Source organism: Stenotrophomonas aracearum, from assembly GCF_031834615.1.
Taxonomy (GTDB): domain Bacteria; phylum Pseudomonadota; class Gammaproteobacteria; order Xanthomonadales; family Xanthomonadaceae; genus Stenotrophomonas; species Stenotrophomonas aracearum.
Genome location: NZ_CP115543.1, coordinates 285,913 through 304,251, shown reverse-complemented (window position 1 = coordinate 304,251; position 18,339 = coordinate 285,913). Strand labels below are relative to the sequence as shown.

The 18,339-nt window shown below is 67.6% G+C and carries 18 protein-coding genes; 4 read left to right on the top strand and 14 right to left on the bottom strand.

Features of this window, described 5'->3' with window-relative positions:
- Positions 1 to 215 precede the first annotated feature (215 nt).
- Complete coding sequence (gene lepB / locus PDM28_RS01295; protein WP_102947161.1) at positions 216 to 845, bottom strand: signal peptidase I; 630 nt, start codon at positions 843 to 845, stop codon at positions 216 to 218.
- A gap of 169 nt (positions 846 to 1,014) precedes the next feature.
- Here lepB and PDM28_RS01290 point away from each other — a divergent pair, with 169 nt between their 5' ends.
- Both PDM28_RS01290 and PDM28_RS01285 read left to right on the top strand, forming a co-directional pair.
- On the top strand, positions 1,015 to 1,419 hold the full coding sequence (locus tag PDM28_RS01290; protein ID WP_311183495.1) for a hypothetical protein: 405 nt from the start codon (positions 1,015 to 1,017) through the stop codon (positions 1,417 to 1,419).
- Positions 1,420 to 1,422: 3 nt separating this feature from the next.
- Positions 1,423 to 1,866: a 3-dehydroquinate dehydratase gene (locus PDM28_RS01285; RefSeq protein ID WP_311183494.1), complete on the top strand. Its 444-nt coding sequence runs from the start codon at positions 1,423 to 1,425 to the stop codon at positions 1,864 to 1,866.
- A gap of 351 nt (positions 1,867 to 2,217) precedes the next feature.
- Here PDM28_RS01285 and dcp read toward each other — a convergent pair whose 3' ends face one another.
- From dcp to arfB, 3 genes are all read right to left on the bottom strand, one after another.
- On the bottom strand, positions 2,218 to 4,374 hold the full coding sequence (dcp, locus tag PDM28_RS01280; RefSeq protein ID WP_311183493.1) for a peptidyl-dipeptidase Dcp: 2,157 nt from the start codon (positions 4,372 to 4,374) through the stop codon (positions 2,218 to 2,220).
- Positions 4,375 to 4,474: 100 nt separating this feature from the next.
- Positions 4,475 to 5,035, bottom strand: coding sequence for a lysophospholipid acyltransferase family protein (locus PDM28_RS01275; RefSeq protein ID WP_253256784.1), 561 nt, complete (start codon positions 5,033 to 5,035; stop codon positions 4,475 to 4,477).
- Between the two features lie 46 nt (positions 5,036 to 5,081).
- Positions 5,082 to 5,513 (bottom strand): alternative ribosome rescue aminoacyl-tRNA hydrolase ArfB, encoded by a 432-nt coding sequence (gene arfB / locus PDM28_RS01270; RefSeq protein WP_311183492.1) that lies wholly within the window; start codon positions 5,511 to 5,513, stop codon positions 5,082 to 5,084.
- Positions 5,514 to 5,712: 199 nt separating this feature from the next.
- On the opposite strand from arfB, the gene PDM28_RS01265 reads away from it, so the two are divergent.
- Positions 5,713 to 6,267 carry a DUF2059 domain-containing protein gene (locus tag PDM28_RS01265; RefSeq protein ID WP_311183491.1) on the top strand — a complete coding sequence of 185 codons (555 nt, stop codon included), beginning with the start codon at positions 5,713 to 5,715 and terminating at the stop codon, positions 6,265 to 6,267.
- On the opposite strand, the gene PDM28_RS01260 is transcribed toward PDM28_RS01265, so the two are convergent.
- The 6 genes from PDM28_RS01260 to oleC form a co-directional block, all read right to left on the bottom strand.
- Positions 6,253 to 6,978, bottom strand: coding sequence for a pseudouridine synthase (locus PDM28_RS01260; RefSeq protein ID WP_311183490.1), 726 nt, complete (start codon positions 6,976 to 6,978; stop codon positions 6,253 to 6,255). The genes PDM28_RS01265 and PDM28_RS01260 overlap by 15 nt on opposite strands.
- Positions 6,975 to 8,633 carry a ubiquinone biosynthesis regulatory protein kinase UbiB gene (gene ubiB, locus PDM28_RS01255; protein WP_311183489.1) on the bottom strand — a complete coding sequence of 553 codons (1,659 nt, stop codon included), beginning with the start codon at positions 8,631 to 8,633 and terminating at the stop codon, positions 6,975 to 6,977. The genes PDM28_RS01260 and ubiB overlap by 4 nt, the downstream gene beginning before the upstream one ends.
- The gene (locus PDM28_RS01250; RefSeq protein ID WP_311183488.1) at positions 8,630 to 9,271 is read right to left on the bottom strand and encodes a ubiquinone biosynthesis accessory factor UbiJ; all 642 of its coding nucleotides are present in this window, start codon (positions 9,269 to 9,271) and stop codon (positions 8,630 to 8,632) included. Before PDM28_RS01250 ends, ubiB begins: the two co-directional genes overlap by 4 nt.
- A 210-nt stretch (positions 9,272 to 9,481) precedes the next feature.
- A complete protein-coding gene (locus PDM28_RS01245; protein WP_070208703.1) occupies positions 9,482 to 9,637 on the bottom strand; it encodes a DUF1328 domain-containing protein in 156 nt (51 codons plus the stop codon).
- 61 nt (positions 9,638 to 9,698) lie between these two features.
- On the bottom strand, positions 9,699 to 10,709 hold the full coding sequence (gene oleD, locus PDM28_RS01240) for a 2-alkyl-3-oxoalkanoate reductase (RefSeq protein WP_311183487.1): 1,011 nt from the start codon (positions 10,707 to 10,709) through the stop codon (positions 9,699 to 9,701).
- Positions 10,706 to 12,361: an olefin beta-lactone synthetase gene (gene oleC / locus PDM28_RS01235; protein WP_311183486.1), complete on the bottom strand. Its 1,656-nt coding sequence runs from the start codon at positions 12,359 to 12,361 to the stop codon at positions 10,706 to 10,708. The genes oleD and oleC overlap by 4 nt, the downstream gene beginning before the upstream one ends.
- A 102-nt stretch (positions 12,362 to 12,463) precedes the next feature.
- Here oleC and PDM28_RS01230 point away from each other — a divergent pair, with 102 nt between their 5' ends.
- Positions 12,464 to 12,841, top strand: coding sequence for a YkgJ family cysteine cluster protein (locus tag PDM28_RS01230; protein ID WP_102947150.1), 378 nt, complete (start codon positions 12,464 to 12,466; stop codon positions 12,839 to 12,841).
- Between the two features lie 13 nt (positions 12,842 to 12,854).
- Here PDM28_RS01230 and PDM28_RS01225 read toward each other — a convergent pair whose 3' ends face one another.
- The 4 genes from PDM28_RS01225 to PDM28_RS01210 form a co-directional block, all read right to left on the bottom strand.
- Complete coding sequence (locus PDM28_RS01225; protein WP_311183485.1) at positions 12,855 to 13,745, bottom strand: alpha/beta fold hydrolase; 891 nt, start codon at positions 13,743 to 13,745, stop codon at positions 12,855 to 12,857.
- 62 nt (positions 13,746 to 13,807) lie between these two features.
- Entirely contained in the window at positions 13,808 to 14,824 is a 1,017-nt protein-coding gene (locus tag PDM28_RS01220; RefSeq protein WP_070208685.1) for a 3-oxoacyl-ACP synthase III, read from the bottom strand.
- Positions 14,825 to 14,936: 112 nt separating this feature from the next.
- On the bottom strand, positions 14,937 to 15,254 hold the full coding sequence (locus PDM28_RS01215; protein ID WP_311183484.1) for a DUF4156 domain-containing protein: 318 nt from the start codon (positions 15,252 to 15,254) through the stop codon (positions 14,937 to 14,939).
- Between the two features lie 111 nt (positions 15,255 to 15,365).
- A complete protein-coding gene (locus PDM28_RS01210) occupies positions 15,366 to 18,209 on the bottom strand; it encodes a M16 family metallopeptidase (protein ID WP_311183483.1) in 2,844 nt (947 codons plus the stop codon).
- Between the last annotated feature and the right edge of the window lie 130 nt (positions 18,210 to 18,339).

The following is an 18,339-nucleotide window of genomic DNA, read 5'->3' as shown; positions in this document are numbered from 1 at the left end:
AGGATCAGCGCTCAGGATAGGCCGGGGTTATCGGTCGATCGATAACCTGCGGGGTCTTGATTGAGACGTTTGGGATATCGAACGGTGACGCGGCCGGGCAGAGCCCGGCGCTACGGGGGCGTATCGAACGGTGACGCGCCCGGCGTAGAGCCGGGCTCTGCCCGGCTGCGGTAGAGCCGGGCTCTGCCCGGCTGAGCGCGGTGCCCGAGGGGCCGTTACAACGCCTGCCAGGTGAACCCTTCACCCCGGCGGTAATACACGCGCGCCGCTTTGCCGTACAACGCCTTGGCATCCACCAGACCGAAATACCGCCCATCCGCGCTGTTACCCCGATGGTCGCCCAGCATCAGCACCTTTCCCGCCGGCACGGTCAGGCCGGTGATATCCGGACCCCCACCCTGCCCCAGGTCCAGCTGCGCCAGGGTACGGCCGAAATCTTCCACTTCATCGGTCCCGGCCTGAGCCAGCGGGTTGCCGTTGATGCTCAGGTGCCCCTCGTGCAGGTCCACCCGGTCACCGCCCACGGCGGCAATCCGCTTGATCAGCCGGGTGCCGTCCTGCGGCGAATCGAACACGGCCACCTCACCCCGCTGCGGCACCCCGGTATGCAGCAGCTCCACGCTGGTGAACGGCAAACGCAGCCCGTACGCGCGCATGTCCACCACCACGCGGTCGCCCGGCATCAGGGTGTGCTGCATCGAGCCACTGGGCACCTGGTAGTGATTGGCCAAGCTGTCGCGCGCGGCAGCCAGCAGGCCGAGCATGACCAGCAGCGGCAGCGCTTCCTTCTTCAGCCAGTACAGCACGCCGGTGCGTGCTCCGGCGGCGGGGGCGACCTGGGACATGGGGCGATCCTTGCGGTGAGAGAAGGGTGTGACCGGCAGTGTGGACCCGAGTTCCCCACAAAAGCTACGCACTCTTTACGCGCGGGCGGCCACCGGCGCATGGCTGCTTTATGGCCGGCGCGCGCATCGTGGCCACACCGCGCCTCCGGGTGCTTTGTAGAGATGTTCCATGACCATCCTGTTGATCCGGCAACCCTCGCCGGACCCGCTTCCGGTGCCGGCCCAGCTGGCCGGCCACGCGATCCACTGCGCGCACTGCGCCACCCTGCCCGCGCTGCTCCAGTGCCTGCACGAGGCGCGGCTCAGCGCGGCAGACTGGGTGCTGATCGAAGCTGCCGCCGTCGAACCGGCGCAGTGGATGGAGCATGGACAAGCGCTGTGTGCGGCGCTGGATGCACTGCCGGCGCCGTACATCGAGATGGCGGCCAATGATGATGGTGGTTTGGATACGCATCTGCACCCGCAGCACGCGCCGGCGGCCACCGTGGTGTGCAGCAGCGGGCGCGCGGATGCGTGCCGGTTATCGCTGGCGATTGCGGAGCGGCGGTTGCTGGCTGCGGCCGGGAGGGCGTGAGCGATGTCGATCTTCATCATTCGCGGCCCGGAAGCGGCTGGCCAGTTGATGCGTACCGCGCAGCCGTTGCCGGCGCCGGTGCTGAAGGCGCTGGTGCATCGGGCGATCGATGCGGGTACCACGGTGGCGATTCGTGCGTGTGGTTCCGAGCAGGAACTGCTGGATGCGCTGAGAGTGGCCGACCACAGCCGTGGCGAGGTGACGCTGCTGGATCCGGGTGCGTGCGTGGGCAGCCTGCGGTTACAGAAGCTGCTGCCGCACCTGCACAACGTGTATGTGGAGGTGCACGACGATGACAGTGCAACGCCAGAAGCGTGCCTGCCGGAGCATGTGGGCCAGCGGATTGGCGTCGCGCATGGGTATTGCGCGCAGAGTTACATGCACGCGTTGGAGATCGCCTTGGATCACCTGGGTTGCAGTGAAGTGGGGTGTCGCGTGGGGACGTGATGCGGGCCGCTGGCCGGCACCCCGGACCCTGCACCGGATTGCGTGATCGGGGTAGGGTCGGTTCCCAAACGACCGCCGATAACGGTGATCGGGCCTGGGACGCATGACCGCGAACGGAGAGGCGCCTTCGTTTGCGGTCCATGCGTTACAGAACGTTGAACGTCTACCTGCGGTCGTTTGGGAACCGACCCTACCGGCGAATGCCCCGTGGGCACCATGACGTGCGAACGGTTGTTTCATGCGAGGACGCCCCGACGAACGATGGCGAACGCGTGCGGGTGCCACACGCACGAACGGCAGGGTTTCCCCTGCCGTTCGTGTGTGGCCGTACCTACCGTGATCGCTGCGCGATCACTTCAAACCGCGGTTCACCAGCAGCGGTTCCACCGACGGGTCCTTGCCGCGGAACTCGCGGTACAGGTCGGCCAGCTCCACGCTGTTGCCGCGCGAGAGGATCTTGTCGCGGAATACCTGGCCGTTTTCAGCGGTCAGACCGCCGTGTTCCTTGAACCACTCGAACGAGTCGTGGTCCAGCACTTCGGCCCAGAAATAGGCGTAGTAACCGGCCGAGTAGCCGCCGCCCCAGATGTGGTCGAAGTAGGTGGTGCGGTAACGCGGCGGCACCTGCGGCAGGTCGACCTTGAACTTCTTCAGCGCAGCGGCTTCAAACGGCGCCACGTCCTGCAGCTTGGCGTCGGCCGGCTGGGTGTGCCAGGCCAGGTCGAGCAGTGCGGCGGACAGGTACTCGGTGGTCGCGTAGCCCTGGTTGAAGGTACGGGCCTTCAGGATCTTGTCCACCAGCGCCTGCGGCATCGGCTCGCCGGTCTTGTAGTTCTTGGCGTAGTTGGCGAACACCTTCGGGTCCAGCGCCCAGTGCTCGTTGAACTGCGACGGGAACTCGACGAAATCGCGCGAGGTGCTGGTGCCGGCGATGGACGGGTACTTCACGTTCGAGAACATGCCGTGCAGCGCATGGCCGAACTCGTGGAACATGGTGGTGACGTCGTCGAAGCTCAGCAGCGCCGGCTGGCCCGCGGCCGGCTTGGTGAAGTTGCAGACGTTGTAGACCACCGGCTTGTCGCCGGTCAGGCCGTTCTGTTCGACGAACACGTCCATCCAGGCGCCGCCGGACTTGCTGTCGCGCTTGAAGTAGTCGGTGTAGAACAGCGCCAGCGAGGTGCCGTCCTTGTCGAACACTTCATACACCTTCATGTCCGGGTGGTAGGTCGGAATGTCGGTACGCGGCTTGAAGGTGATGCCGTACAGCTGGGTGGCGGCATAGAAGACGCCGTTCTGCAGCACGTTGTCGAGCTCGAAGTACGGCTTGATCTGCGACTCGTCCAGGTCGTACTGCGCCTTGCGCACCTGTTCGGCGTAGAAGTCCCAGTCCGACGCGGCCAGCTGGAAGCCACCCTTCTGCGCGTCGATCACCTTCTGCATCTCGGCGGTTTCACCGCGCGCCTTGTTGGTGGCGGCCGGCACCGTATCGGTCAGCAGCTTGGTCGCCGCCGCCGGGGTCTTGGCCATCTGGTCGGCCAGGCTGTACGCGGCGTAGTTCTCGAACCCAAGCAGCTTGGCCTTCTGCGCACGCAGCTGGGCCAGGCGCTGTACGGTTTCGCGGGTGTCGTTGGCATCGCCACGCTCGGCGCGGGTTTCCGAGGCCTTGAGCACGGCAGCGCGCTGGTCGCGGTCGGTCAGCGAAGCGAGCACCGGCTGCTGGGTGGTGTTCTGCAGCGGCAGCAGGAACTTGCCTTCCAGGTTGCGCGCCTTGGCATCCGCCGCGGCGGTGTTGATCTCTTCTTCGCTCAGGCCGGCCAGCCCGGCCTTGTCGTCCACCACCACGGCAGCGGCGGCGGTTGCAGCGACCAGGCGGGTGTGGAACTTGGTGGCCAGCGTGGTTTCTTCCACGTTGAGCTTGCGCAGGCTGGCCTTGTCGGCGTCATTGAGCTGCGCGCCGGCACGGACGAATTCCTGGTAATCGCGCTCGACCAGGCGCTTCTGCACCGGGTCCAGGCCCAGCGAATCACGCTGGTCGTAGATGCTCTTGATGCGCGCGAACAGCTTCGGGTCCAGGCTGATTTCGTCCTGGTGCTCGGCCAGCTTCGGCGCGACCTCTTCCTGGATCTTCTGGCGCGCGTCGTTGGTGTCGGCCTGGACGATGCCGAAGAACACGCGCGAGACGCGGGTGAGGGTTTCGCCGCTGCGCTCGAGCGCTTCGATGGTGTTGTCGAAGGTGGCCGGCTCGCTGTTGCCGGCGATCTTGCGCACTTCGGCCAGGTGCTGCTTCATGCCTTCATTGAAGGCCGGCAGGTAGTCGCTGTCCTTGATGCGGTCGAACGGCGGGGCCTGGAACGGCAGCGTGCTGGCGCTCAACAGGGGGTTGGTGGACGCATCGGCCGGCTGCTGCGCGGCGGGGGTCTGGGTGTCGGACACGGGGGTGGACTCCTTGCCGGAACAGGCCGCCAGCGCAAGGCTGATGGCGGCGGCCAAGATAACGGTACGCGACATGAAACGGGCTCCTGGAATGAGGTGAAGCGGGCTGTAACCGCAGCCGATCACCCTACTCCCATTGCCTGCGCCCGGCATGTGCCGGACGTGGCGCCTTCCTTCACACGGTGCCGCGGTTCTTGCCCTGCCAGGGCCGGTAGTACTCGCGGATGGCGGCCATGTCGGCCACGTCGTCGCCGGTGGAGTAGAACAGCGGGCCGATGCCGATGGTCTTTTCCGGGTAGTGGAAGTAGCAGGCCAGCACCGGCACGTCGGCCATGCGGGCGATCTTCAGGAACCCGGCCTTCCAGTGGGTCACCGCCTTGCGGGTGCCTTCCGGGGTGATCGCGTACCAGAGCTTGTCCGAATTGCGCAGCAGGCTGACCGCCTGTTCCACCGTGCCCTGCGGCGAGCTGCGGTCCAGCGGGATCACGCCCAGAGTGTGCAGCAGCGGCGAGAGCGGCCACCAGAACAGCGAGGCCTTGCCCAGCACCTTCACCTGCATGCCCAGCGCGATCTTGGCCGCCATGCCCCAGAAGCCGTCCCAGTTGGACGAATGCGGGGCGACGATGAAGACCAGCTTGGGCACGTTGGGGAAGGTACCGGTGACCTTCCAGCCGCCCAGGCGCAGCGTGCAGCGTGCCAGCCAACGCAGGAAGCGGTTCGGTTTGACCTGCGGCATCTGCGGGGGCACGGCCGGCAGCAGCGGACTACGGTTGTTCAAGCAATCACTCCCAATTGCGTGTGGTGCGGCCGCGCTTGATCTGCGCGCGACCCTTCTTTTCATCCAGCCGGCGCATCTTGGCGCCATAGGTGGGCTTGGTCGCCACGCGCGCCTTCGGCACGCTGAGGCTGGCCTGGATGAAGGCGGCCAGGCGTTCGCGCGCGTCCTCGCGGTTACGGTCCTGGGTACGGAAACGCTGTGCGTCGATGACCAGCACGCCTTCGCCGGTCATGCGCCGGTCGCGCCGCGCCAGCAGGCGCGCACGCAACGGTTCGGGCAGGGAGGGCGAGCCGGCCACGTCGAAGCGCAGCTCGACGGCGGTGGAGACCTTGTTCACGTTCTGCCCGCCGGCGCCACTGGCGCGCACGAACCGCTCGACGAGTTCCGTGTCCGGAATCGCCAGCTGCTCGTTGATGGTGACAGGCCCATTTCCCATGGGGCGCATTGTAAAGGCAGGACCCGCACCGTAGGTGACCGCAATGTGCACCAATAGCGTCGAAACGGGGGCCAAAAGTCACGTATGGGCCGGAACCGTCGGTTTGCTGGCCCGGCGCACGGCGATGCTGCTCCGCGCCACGACGGCTTGACGGTGGCGCAGGTATGCTCGGGGTTCCATGCACCGCAGGACGCACTTCATGATTTCGACCCGTTCAATCGCCCGACGTGGGTTCGCCTGGCTGGGCCTGACCCTTGCACTGGCCCTGGCCGCCGTGGCCCCTGCCCTGGCCGCGCCGCCGTCGGACGCGGACATCAACCGGCTGCTGGCGGCCTCGCGGGCACAGAACATGCTCGACTCGATGGTGCCGCGGATGGAGGAGATGCAGCGCCAGCAGTTCCTGCAGATCGCGCAGCAGCGCAAGCTGGACGAGGCGCAGAAGGTGCAGTTGCAGCGCATCGAGCAGCGCAGCAAGGAAACGATTCGCCAGGCGCTGTCGTGGCAGCAGCTGCGGCCGATGTACGTGGACCTGTACAAGAAGACCTTCAGCAAGGAAGACGTGCTGGCGATGGCCGAGTTCTACGAGAGCTCGGCCGGGCAGAGCCTGCTGGACAAGACCCCAGCGCTGATGCAGAACGCGATGGTGGCGATCCAGGACCGCATGCAGCCGCTGTTCGTGGACCTGCAGAAGGACCTGGAGGCGATCGTGAATGAAGCGCCGGCGCAGGCGGCGCCTGCATCACCAGCCAAATAAATCCATCGCCTTGCGGAATTCCCCATCCACCGGCGCGCTGACGTCCATCGGCGTGCCGTCCAGGTGCGGAAAGCGCAGGCGTTCGGCGTGCAGCAGCATGCGGTGGATGCCCTGCATGCGGAAGCTGCGGTTGTGGCGGCCGTCGCCATGGCTGGTGTCGCCGATCAGGTGATGCGACAGGTGCTTCAGGTGCCGGCGGATCTGGCGGAAGCGCCCGGTCTGCGGCTGGCAGCGCAGCAGCGCATAGCGCGAGGTTTCGAATTCGCCCATGGGTACCGGAATCTCACCCACCGCCACCCGCTGGAAATGGGTGATGGCCTGTTTCTTCACCGGCTTGCCGGGACCGCCGTCCAGGTCGTGGTCGACGGTGAAGGCTTCTTCCGCCGGCCAGCCCCGGCAGATCGCCAGGTAGTCCTTGATGACGTCGCCGCCCATCAACGACTTGCCCAGCACGCTGGCGCTTTCGCGGTCGAAGGCGAGCAGCAGGCAGCCGCTGGTGGCGCGGTCCAGCCGGTGCACCAGGAAGATCGGCCTGCCCAGCTGTTCGCGCAGGCGGTCGGCCAGGAAATCATCTTCGCCACGCGCCAGCTTGCTGTCGTGGACCATCAGCCCCGCAGGCTTGTTGACCACCGCGAGGCGCTCGTCCACGTGCAGCAGCTGCAGCGGCGGCAGCGCCACCGGCGCTTCGGCCGGCGCGTCGACCTCGCTCATCGCCGCCACCACGCCGCGCCCAGCGAGAACAACCCGGCCACACCGCTCACCCAGCTCAACATCGGCACGTCACCGAAGTACCAGCCACCCGGCTGCATGCCATACAGCACGGCCGCGACGATCAGCAGGCCGACACCTGCAATCGCGGCTACCGCACGCTTCTGCAGTTTCTGCAGGTTGACGTTGAGCGCTTCCAGGTCGCGCGAGCGCATCGACAGCTCATGCCCGCCTTCCACCTGCTGGCGCAGCCAGGCGTGGACCAGGCGCGGCATGTCCGGCGCGTGGGTCATGATTTCCGGCAGGCGCTTGCGCATTTCCTTCAGCACCCGACGCGGGCTGTAGCGTTCGCGCAGGATGCGTTCCAGCACCGGCCGCGCCACGGCCCAGATGTCCAGTTCCGGGTCCAGCTGGCGGCCCACGCCTTCGATGTTGAGCAGGGTCTTCTGCAGCAGGATCAGCTGCGGCTGCAGGGTCAGCTCATAACGCTGCGCCACGCGGAACAGCTTGATCAGCACTTCGGCCAGCGAGATCTGCGACAGCGGCCGGGTGAAGTACGGCTCGCACACCGAACGCGCGGCGGCTTCGAGTTCGTCGATGCGCACGTTGTTGGGCATCCAGCCGGCTTCAACGTGGAGCTCGGCCATGCGCCGGTAGTCCTTGTTGAAAATGGCCATGAAGTTCTCGGCCAGGTAGTACTGATCTTCTTCGGACAGCTGGCCCATGATGCCGAAATCCAGCGCGATGAAGCGCGGGTTGTCGCGGCGCATCGGGTCGGTGTCGACCCAGATGTTGCCGGCGTGCGCGTCGGCGTGGAAGAAGTTGTCGCGGAACACCTGCGTGTAGAACACGCGCACGCCCTTGGCAGCGAGCGCCCTGCGGTCGATGCCGGCCTTGTCCAGCGCGGCGATGTCGTCGGAGGGAATCCCCCACACCCGCTCCAGGGTGAGCGCGCGTTCGGCGGTGTGGCTCCAGATCACCTCGGGCACGTACAGGTCGTCCGAGTCCACCCAGTTGCGGCGCAGCACGCTCGCGTTGGCGCCTTCGCGCTGCAGGTCGAGTTCGGCGGCCAGGGTGTTTTCGACTTCGGCCACCACTTCGCGCGGACGGATCTTGTCGGCGCGCGGGTGCGCGCGCTCGACCAGGGCCGCTGCGGATTTCAGCAGCGCGATGTCGGCGTCGATCTGCTTTTCGATATCCGGGCGGAGCACCTTGACCACCACCTGGCGGCCATCGGCCAGGGTGGCGGCGTGGACCTGGGCGATCGAGGCCGAGGCCAGCGGCTGCAGGTCGAACGTGGCGAAGGCCTCGGCCACCGGGCGACCCAGCGCCTGTTCGACGATGCGCTGCGCGGTGGCGCCGTCGAACGGCTTGACCCGGTCCTGCAGCAGGGTGAGTTCGTTGGCGATGTCGGCCGGGATCAGGTCGCGACGGGTGGACAGGATCTGCCCGAACTTGACGAAGATCGGGCCCAGGTCCTGCAGCGCCAGGCGCAGGCGCGCGCCCCGTGACTGCGCGGCGATGTCGGACGAGGCGCGCGGCACGAACGGCTTGGCAATGCGCAGCCAGCCTTCCAGCGGCGTGCCATCCAGCAGATCGTCGAGGCGGTAGCGCAGGATCACCCGACCAATGCGGCTTGCGCGGAACACCGCCTTCATGCGCGCACCTGGGCCAGGCGCTGCACGCGGGCGGCCATGCGTTCCACGTCGTCGCGCATTACATCCACATCGTCATGGAAGGCATCCAGTTCGGCTCGGGCTACCACGTCGCGCGACTCCTCGGTGACAAATTCAGCGGCGCTGTGCGCCAGGTCGGACGCGCCACGGCGCGCATGCTGCAGGGCCGAGCGCAGCGCATTGGCCACCTGCACGCCCAGGATTTCGCCAAAGACTTTCACGAACGGCAGCTGCCAGTCCGGGTCGAACCGGCTGGCCAGCTGCTGCAGCCGGCGCGCCAGTTCGGCATCGCCGGAGACCTTGACCCGCCCGGCCGGGGCGTCGCCGCCCCGGCGTGCGTTGGCCAGGAACGGCAGCTGGGCCAGCACGCCCCCCAGCGTGCTGCGCACGGCCAGGTCCGGGTCGGCCTGCGGGTCCACCGGACCCACGGTGAGGCGCTCGCCGTCCACGCCGATCCGCATCGCCAGCGCGGGCGATTCGAGGGTAAGGGCGATATGGCGGCCATCCAGCGCGACCAGCGCGCGGCGGGTATCGGGATCCAGCGCCAAGGTGCGATTGAGCGCGAGCTGCAGCGCATTGCCGGCCAGGGGCTTGAGGGAGGAGAGCAAAGAGCGGGGCATGGCGACATTCTACAGGGACGGGGTAGAGCCACGCCCTGCGTGGCTGCGCGCGGTCCAGACATCACGCAGCCACGCAGGGCGTGGCTCTACCGTCAGCCGTGCGCCCACAACAAAAAGGGCCTGGCGCCCTTGGAAGCGCCAGGCCCTCAGCGGTTCGCGCTGGATCCTGCGGGCCCGGAGAGAGGGGGGCCCGCAGGATTCTGCGCGCTACTAACCTCGCTTGCGGAACATCGAGATGATCGCCAGGATCAGGAACACCACGAACAGGATCCAGGCGATGTTGCTGGCGGCACCAGCAATGCCGGAGAAACCGAGCACTGCCGCAATAAGGGCGATAACAAAGAAGATTACGGCGTAGTGCAGCATGTCGATCCTCGCGTCGGGCGTGCCGGATTGGCGTGCTGCCATCTTCACCAAGGTTCGGTGTTCAGGAAGTGATGGGAATCTGGATGTGCGATGAAGCCTTCAGCCTCGTGAGACCCTCGTCAATGCTGACCTGCGGCACGTAGCCGAAGTCGCGGCGGGCCGGCTCCATGCTGTACCAGTGCGGGGTGCACAGCTGCTCGGCCAGGAAGCGGGTCATCGGCGGTTCGCCCTTCAGCCGCAGCAGCGGCCACAGGCGTTCGGCCACCGCACCAATGCGGTACGCGGTCTTGAAGCTGATCGACTTCTCCACGCCCGGTGCGCCCACCGCCGCCAACAGCTTGTTGAGCAGCTCGCGCATCGGCAGCGGTTCGCCGTTGGAAATGAAGTACGCCTTGCCCGCGCACGCCGCGCCCGGGGCGAGGTGTTCGAAGGCGAGGAAGTGGGCCAGCGCGGCATTGTCGATGTAGGTGGTATCGACCAGGTTGCTCCCATCGCCGACGAAACGCAGGCGACCGGCGCGCGCGCGTTCGGCCAGGCGTGGCACCAGTTGCTGGTCGCCCGGGCCCCAGATCAGGCGCGGGCGCAGCGCCACGGTGGCCAGGGTTGCATCGTTGGCGGCCAGTACGCGCTGTTCGGCGATGGTCTTGGTGGCCGCATACGGCGCCTGGAAGTCTTCGCCGTAGGGCACTTCATCCGCACCCAGCCCTTCCACCGGGTGGGTGGCGCGGTGGGTGACGCTGGGCGTGGAGGTGTACACCAGCGTGCGCACGCCATGCGTGCGGCAAGCGGCAATCACGTTGTCGGTGCCGACCACGTTGGCGAGGTGGTAGCTCTCGTAACTGCCCCACGCGCCGGCCTTGGCGCCGTTGTGGAACACCGCGTCGACCCCGGCCACCGCGTGGCGCACCGCGTCGGCGTCGGCCAGGTCGCCGCGGATCTGGCCCACGCCCAGCGCGGCCAGCGGCGGGTAGTCGCCGCGGTTGAAGCTGAGTACTTCGTGGCCGCGCGCGACCAGGCCACGGCACAGCGCCTGGCCGAGGAAACCACCACCGCCGGTGACAAGGATCTTCATGCGTGTTGTTCCATTCGGGTTGCAGCCCAGACCGCGAGTTTCTCGCGGCCGATCTTGGCATTGTGGCGGATGTCGACCGGGAAGCCCGGGTGCGGCAGGAAGCGTTCGATGCGCACGGTGCCCGCGTGAGCGGCCGCTTCGTCGCGCAGGCGTTGCTGCAGCGCGGGCGAATCGGCGGTGCCCGGCTGCAGTTCGTAGCAGAGCACCGGCAGCTGCGCACCGGCGGCGCCGAAGCCGACCAGCGCGGTGCGCGCGATGCCGTCCAGTGCGTTGAACACCGGCTCCACCTGTTCGGTGTACAGCGGGCCGTGCGCGGTTTCCACGCGCTGCGTCTTGCGCCCGCAGAACCACAGCCGGCCGTCGGCGTCGAAGTAGCCGACATCGCCCATGCGGTGTACGACGCGGGTGCTGCCGTCGGCCAGGGTTTCAGTGATCTTGGCCGCAGCGGTGGCCTGCGGACGGTTGAAGTAGCTGTCGGTGGCGGTGGGGCCGGCCACGGTGATTTCGCCGACCACGCCGGTGGCCACCTCGCGCACCTGCGACCATGCCGGCAGCGGCGCGTCGTCGATGGCGATGATGCGCACCTGGTTCGGCGCCACCACCCGGCCCACGCAGGTGCCGGCGCCGGCTTCGGTGGCCTGGCGCGTGCTTTCCAGCTCGCGACCTTCGATCACCGCCACCGGTAGGCACTCGGTGGCGCCGTAGGGGGTCCAGAACTGGGCGTCGTCGGGCAGCAGCCGGCGGATGCGCGCCACCACGTCGGGCGGCACCGGCGCACCGGCCGAGGTCACCCGGCGCACGCCGGGCAGCGGCTGGCCATGGTCGGCCAGCACCCGCATCAGCGCCGGCGAACCAAACAGCTGGGTCACCCCGAAGCGTTTGATCGCGTCATGCAGTTTGCGCGGGTCGGCCTTGGCCGGGCGGGTGGGGTCCATGTCGGGAATGACCGAGGTCAGGCCCAGCGCCGGGTCGAACAGGGCGAATGGCGGGAAGGTGGGCAGGTCGATGCCGCCCGGTTCCATGCCGAACGCCGAGCGCAGCAGTTCGACCTGGCCGACGAAATGGCGGTGCCGGTAGACCACGCCCTTGGGCACGCCGGTGGAGCCGCTGGTGAACAGCAGCGCGGCCACGTCCTCGCCGTCGGTGGCGGCCATTGGCTGCGGCTGGCGCGCGCCGTCGGCTTCCAGCTGGGCCAGGGTGGTGCCGCCCCAGCCCCAGCGCCGCCCGACCGTGACCAGGCGCTTCGCCCCCGGGCACCAGCGCAGTACCAATCGCGCCACATGGGCCAGGCCGATGCCGATGAAGGCTTCAGGTTGCGCTTCGTCCAGGCACTGCTTCAGCGCGCGCTTGTCGATGCCGGGGTCGACCAGCACCGGCACCGCGCCGTTCTTGAACAGCGCGAACATCAGCAGGAAGAACTCCGGCGAGGGCCGCACCATCACCACCGCACGCACCCCGCGGCCGATGCCGTAGGCAGCCAGGCCGGCGGCCATGGCGTCGCTGCGGGCATCCAGGGTGCGGTAATCCAGGGTCACGTCGTAGCGCGCCATGCCGTCCGGGCCCGGTTTCCCGGGGCAGCGGATGGCGATCTGGTCGGGGCGTTCACGGGCCAGTTCGGGCAGGCGCGCGGCGATGTTGGTCGGGCTGTTCATCCGTTCATTGTCGCCGCATCAGAAAATTCTTGCGCGGCGGCCGCAGGCGTGGAAAATTCGCGCCCTTCCCACACGCAAACAGCCGCCCAAGGCCGGCACCCCATGTCCCATCCCTGCATGACCTGCGGCGCCTGCTGTACCCAGTACCGCGTGGCGTTCCATTGGATGGAATCGGACGAGGTCACCCCCGGCGGCGTACCGCACCAGCTGACCGAACCGCTCGACCCGCACCGCCTGTGCATGCGCGGCACCCTGTCCAAGCCGGTGCGCTGCGTGGCGCTGGACGCGGAGATCGGCGTGTATTCCCGCTGCAGCATCCATCCCAACCGGCCCAGCGTGTGCCGTGAGGTGGACGCGTCGTGGGAGTTCGGCAAGGCCAGCCCGCAGTGCGACAAGGCGCGGGCGATCCATGGCCTGCCGGCGCTGAGCCTGGAAAGCTGGGCCTGGCGCGACGCGCCGGATCACCCGGACGCCGCGTAACCCCACCCGGGGGTCAAACCGGGTTCGCGTCCAGGAACGCCCGGATCTCCGGCACCAGCACTTCGTGCTTGTCTTCCAGCACGTAATGCCCGGCGTCTTCGAACGCGTGCACCTGCGCCTGCGGCAGCGCGGCCTGGAAGCCCGCCAGGAAATGATGGTCGAACACGAAGTCGCGCAGGCCCCAGCCGATGAAGGCCGGGCGGTCGGCGAACGACGGCAGCGCCTTGCCGGCACGTTCCAGCAGCGACCAGGCCTTGTCGGCCGGGCCCAGCGGAATGTCCTGCATGAAGCGGATGGTGCTGATCCTGTTGGCGTAGGTGTTGTACGGCGACACATAGGCGCGGCGCACGTCCGCCGGCATCTTCCGCTCCACGCCCAGCCACGAGGCACCGGACGAGAACGCATTGAAGCTGCGGATGATCCACTCGCCGATCTTCCAGTGCCGGCCCAGCGCGATCTGCCACGGCATCTGCTTGGCGGCCGGCATCAGGAAGGCGGCGGTGTTGAGCACCACCAGGCGCTTGACCTGCGCATGGTGCGACAGCGCCCAGCCGAAACCGATCATGCCGCCCCAGTCGTGCACGGCCAGGGTGACCGGGCCGGTGATGCCCAGGTGCGCCAGCAGCGCGTCCAGGTCGTCCACGCGCGACTGCAGGGTGTACTCGTAGTGCGCGTCATCCGGCTTGTCCGACAGGCCCATGCCGATGTGGTCGGGCACGATGCAGCGGTAACGGTCCGACAGCCCGGCCACCAGCGTGCGCCAGTAGTAGCTCCACGACGGATTGCCGTGGACCATCACCACCACCTCGCCGTCGCGCGGGCCTTCGTCGAGATAGCTCATCGACAAGCCCGGGCGGACCTCGAAACGCTGCGGATGGGCGGGGTAACCGGGAAGCTTGGACATCGGGTGGCACCTGTAAAAAGGGCCGGTAAGACCGGCCCTTGGGAATCAACGCAGCGGACGGCTTACCAGACCACTTCGGCCATCGAGCAGTTCAGGCCGGAGCCGATGCCGAGCAGCGCGATGCGGTCGCCCTTCTTCAGCTTGCCCAGCTGCTTGAGCTTGCTCAGCACGATCGGCACCGAGGCCGGGCCGATGTTGCCGTGCTCGCCGAAGATGGTCATCACCTTCTTCGGGTCGATGCCGAAGTTCTTGATGAAGGCAGCGGTGTGCGGCTGGCTGACCTGGTGGATCACGAACTGGTCCAGTTCTTCCACGGCCCAGCCCAGTGCTTCGCGGGCGGCCATGAAGGTCTTCTGGGCCAGCTTGATGCCTTCGATCAGCAGCATGCGGGTGTCGGTGACCATGCGGTCCAGGTTGCCCCGGCACAGCTGGTTCCACTCGGTGGCCGAGCGGGTCACGCCACCGCGGTAGCGCGGCGCGTCCGGCACGAGTTCGGTGCGGGCCATGACCATGGCGGCGGCGCCACAACCCAGGGTCAGGGCGGCCATCTCGTTGCGGAAGTCGTCGGCGGTCACGCCCGGCTGGGCCATGCGCTCGAGGGTCTTCTCGTACACCAGGTTGGCGGTTTCACCGTCGACGATCAAGGCGTAGTCGATGTCGCCGCGTTCCAGCATGCGGGCCGCGATGTCCATGCCGTTGATGAAGGCCAGGCAGGCGTTGGCGACGTCGAAGGTCATGCACTCGTCGCTGACGCCCAGGTTGCCCGAGACGATGGAGGCGGTGGACGGCTCCAGGTAGTCGCGGCTGACCGAGGTGTTGACCAGCAGGCCGATCTTGTCGGCACCGATGCCGGCGTCTTCCAGCGCCTTGCGGGCGGCCAGGGTCGCGGCGTCGGAGGCGAGCATGTCCGCGTCCCACAGGCGACGGGCGTGGATGCCGGCGATATCGCCGAGCACGTCGGTGCGGATACCCAGGCGGTCCAGTGTCGGCTGCAGGCGTTCGTTGATTTCCTTCGACGTCAGCGTATGCGGCGCGTCGATGTGCGCCAGGCCGGCGATCGATACATTCTTGAAGAGCATCAGTTAGCGCCAAGGCTCAGGCAAAGGGGGCGCTATTGTAAGCCCCCCGGGCCTTCACCGCACCTTTACGAATTCAGCTTCAGGCGTATGGTGGCGCGGGATGATGAGCCGTTCAGCGCGGCGGGCACTGGAACGCCTTGAAACGCTGGCTGCCGTCGGCCGGCAGGCCGGAGGCCTGGACCGCGTTGGCCGAGGCGCTGGGGGCCTCGTTGCGGGCCAGGGTTTCCAGCTCTTCCTGCACGCGCAGCGGGTTGCGGTTGTAGAAGCCGACCTTGCTCTTCACGGTCACCACCACCTCGCCCTTGTCGATGCAGCAGGTCGGCACCGGCCCGGCCGGCAGCACCCGCACCGCCTTGCCCACCGGTTCGATCGGCACCCAGGTGCAGGCGGAGGTAGCGAGGATGGCGGCGGAAAGTAGCAGAAGGCGCATGGCGTGAAGGCTCGACAAGGTCATGGCAGGGAGTTTGCCTGAACGGAATGAATGTGGGGTGGATGGGGTCCACGCCGGTCGGAAGGTCCGACCGGCGCCGCAGCCGTTCGGTTATTTCACCGGCTTCCCATCCGAGTCAATCACCACCACCTCGCCCAGGTTCAGCGCGCGCACCGGGGCTTCGGTCTGCTTCAGGTCGCCCACCACCACCCAGGTCAGGGTCTTGGGATCAAGCGTGGCGGCGGCCTGCTGCACCTGGGCCGGGGTCATCGCTTCGATTTCGGCCTTGCGCTTGAACACGTAGTCGTCCGGGCGCTGGTAGCGGACGATGCCGCTGATGGTGCCCAGCACCGCGCTGGCGGTTTCATACGCGCCCGGCAGGCTCAGGTTCTGGATGTTGCGGATGCGGGTGACTTCGGCCGGAGTGACGGCTTCGGCACCGGAAGCAAAGTCGGCAATCTCCTTCTGCATTTCCTTCATCGCATCGGCGGTCTTGTCGATCTGCACCGGCGCCATGCCCATCCACGGGCGCTGGCCCAGGGTGCTGCTGGCCATGGTGCGGGCGCCGTAGGACCAGTGCTTCTCCTCGCGCAGGTTCATGTTCAGGCGCGAGGTGAAGTCACCGCCGAGCACGCCGTTGGCAATGTCGAAGCGGGTGGCGCCCGGGTCCATGGTGGAGGGCACCACCTGGCCGGCGTACAGGTTGGCCTGCACCGCGCCAGGCTGGTCGATCAGGTACACGCGGGCCTTGGCCGGGCGGGCCACGTCGACCAGCGGCTTGAGCTGCGGGGCCGGGCCGGTGCTCTTCCAGTTGCCGAACTGGCGCTCCAGCAGCGGCACGATGTCCTTCAGGGTGGTGTCGCCCACCACGATCAGGGTGCCCTGCTCCGGACGCAGCGCGTCGCGGTGGAAGTCGACCAGGTCCTCGCGGGTCAGCGACTGGATGTCGGCTTCATTGCCGCTGCCGGTGAACGGAATGGCGTACGGGTGGCCGGCGCCGTACAGCAGCGGCGGCAGCACGCGCATGGCCGCGGCGCTGGGGTTGACCTTCTCCTGCTGGATCCCGGCGATCCAGGTCGCCTTGACCCGGTCGATCTCGCTCTGGTCGAAGCGCGGCTGGCGCAGCATGTCGGCATACAGGGCCAGCGACGGCGCCAGGTTCTCCTTCAGCGCCGAGAGGTACACGCTGGCGCTGTCCAGCGACGCCGAAGCGCCCAGGTTGGCGCCCAGCGCGTCGGCCGCGTCGGCGAACGGCAGTGCGCCGAGCTTGCCGGCGCCCTCGCCCATCAGGTCCATGGTGAAGTTGGCGGTGCCGGACTTGCGGCCCTGGTCGGCGGTGAAGCCACCGGGGAACTCATAGCTGAACTGCACCACCGGGATGTCGTGGCGTTCGGCCAGGATCACCTGGGTGCCGTTCTTCAACGTGGCGCGGTGCAGCTGCGGGAACTTCAGTTCCGGGAAGCTCTTGGTCTGCGGCACGCCGGTGCTGCGGTCGACCTGGCTGGCGGTGGTGGTGAACTTCGGGTCCACGGCCGGCACGGTGAACGGCTTCGGGGTGGCCGAGGGCAGTTCCGGCAGCGCCACGCGCGCGCCCGGCTCCACCACCAGGGTGTGGTCGCCCGCGCCAAGCCACTTGGCGCCGGCCGCGCGTACGTCGGCGGCGCTGGCCGCGTCGATGGTGGCCAGCGAGCGGCGGAAGCAGCCCGGGTCGCCTTCGAAAACGGTGCATTCGGCCAGCGCGTCGGCCTTGCCGCCAAACCCACCGATGCGCTCGATGCCACGGATGAAGCCGGCACGGAATGCGGTCTTGCCGCGGCTCAGTTCATCGGCGGTGGGGCCGTCGGCCACCAGGCGGCGCACTTCCTCGTCGATGATCGCCTCGACCTTGGCCGGGTCCACGCCCTGCTTCACCGTGGCCATGATCACGAAGTTGGAGCCCAGCTGCGAGGTGTAGGCACCGGCGCTGATGTTGTCCACCAGCTTGTCCTGGTGCAGCAGGCGCTGGTCCAGGCGAGAGGACTTGGCCCCGCCCAGCACCTGCGCGAACAGCTGCAGCTGGTCGATGTCGGTGGTGCCTGCCTGGGCCACGTTCCAGGCGCGGTAGACGCGTGCCTGCGGCACCTTGTCGGTCATGGTCTCGCGGGTGGATTTTTCGCGCTTGGCCACGTCGACCTTGGGCTGGGCCATGCTCGGGCCGGCCGGAATGTCGCCGAAGTAACGCGCGACCTTTTCCTTCGCGGTGGCCACGTCGATGTCGCCGGCCAGCACCAGCACCGCGTTGTTCGGGCCGTACCAGGTGCGGAACCAGTTCTTGACGTCATCCAGCGAGGCCGCGTTGAGGTCATTCATCGAGCCGATCACGCTGTGGTGGTACGGGTGACCTTCCGGGTACAGCGCGCGGTTGATCTTTTCCCACACCTGGCCATAGGGCTGGTTCTCGCCCTGGCGCTTTTCGTTCTGGACCACGCCGCGCTGTTCGTCTAGCGCGGCCTGGTCGATCGCGCCGAGCAGGTGGCCCATGCGGTCGGACTCCATCCACAGCGCCATGTCCAGCGCGGTGGTGGGCACGTTCTCGAAGTAGTTGGTGCGGTCGGTGTTGGTCGTGCCGTTCTGGCCGGTCACGCCGACCTGCTTGAACGGTTCGAAGTATTCGCCGGCGTGGTTTTCGCTGCCCTGGAACATCAGGTGTTCGAACAGGTGCGCAAAGCCGGTGCGGCCGGCCGGTTCGTCCTTGCTGCCCACGTGGTACCAGATGTTCACCGCCACGATCGGGGCCTTGCGGTCGGTGTGCACCACCACGCGCAGGCCGTTGGGCAGGGTGAACTCTTCGAACGGAATGTCGACCTTGGCGACCTGGGCCGGCTTGGCCATCAGCGGTGCCGGGGCAAGGCTGCCCAGTGCGGCGGAAAGCGCAACAGCCAGCAGTGCGGCACGCGGTCGAAGTTGGACGGTCATTCCGGGTCCTTGGTCATGAAAGTGAAGGGGGATGCTAGCCCGGGACGACCGGTTGGGGCATCGGCCAACAGTCATTGCCCATGTAAGGGAACTTTCCACGCCGTGCCGGTACCCCGGCGGCGGGGTGTGC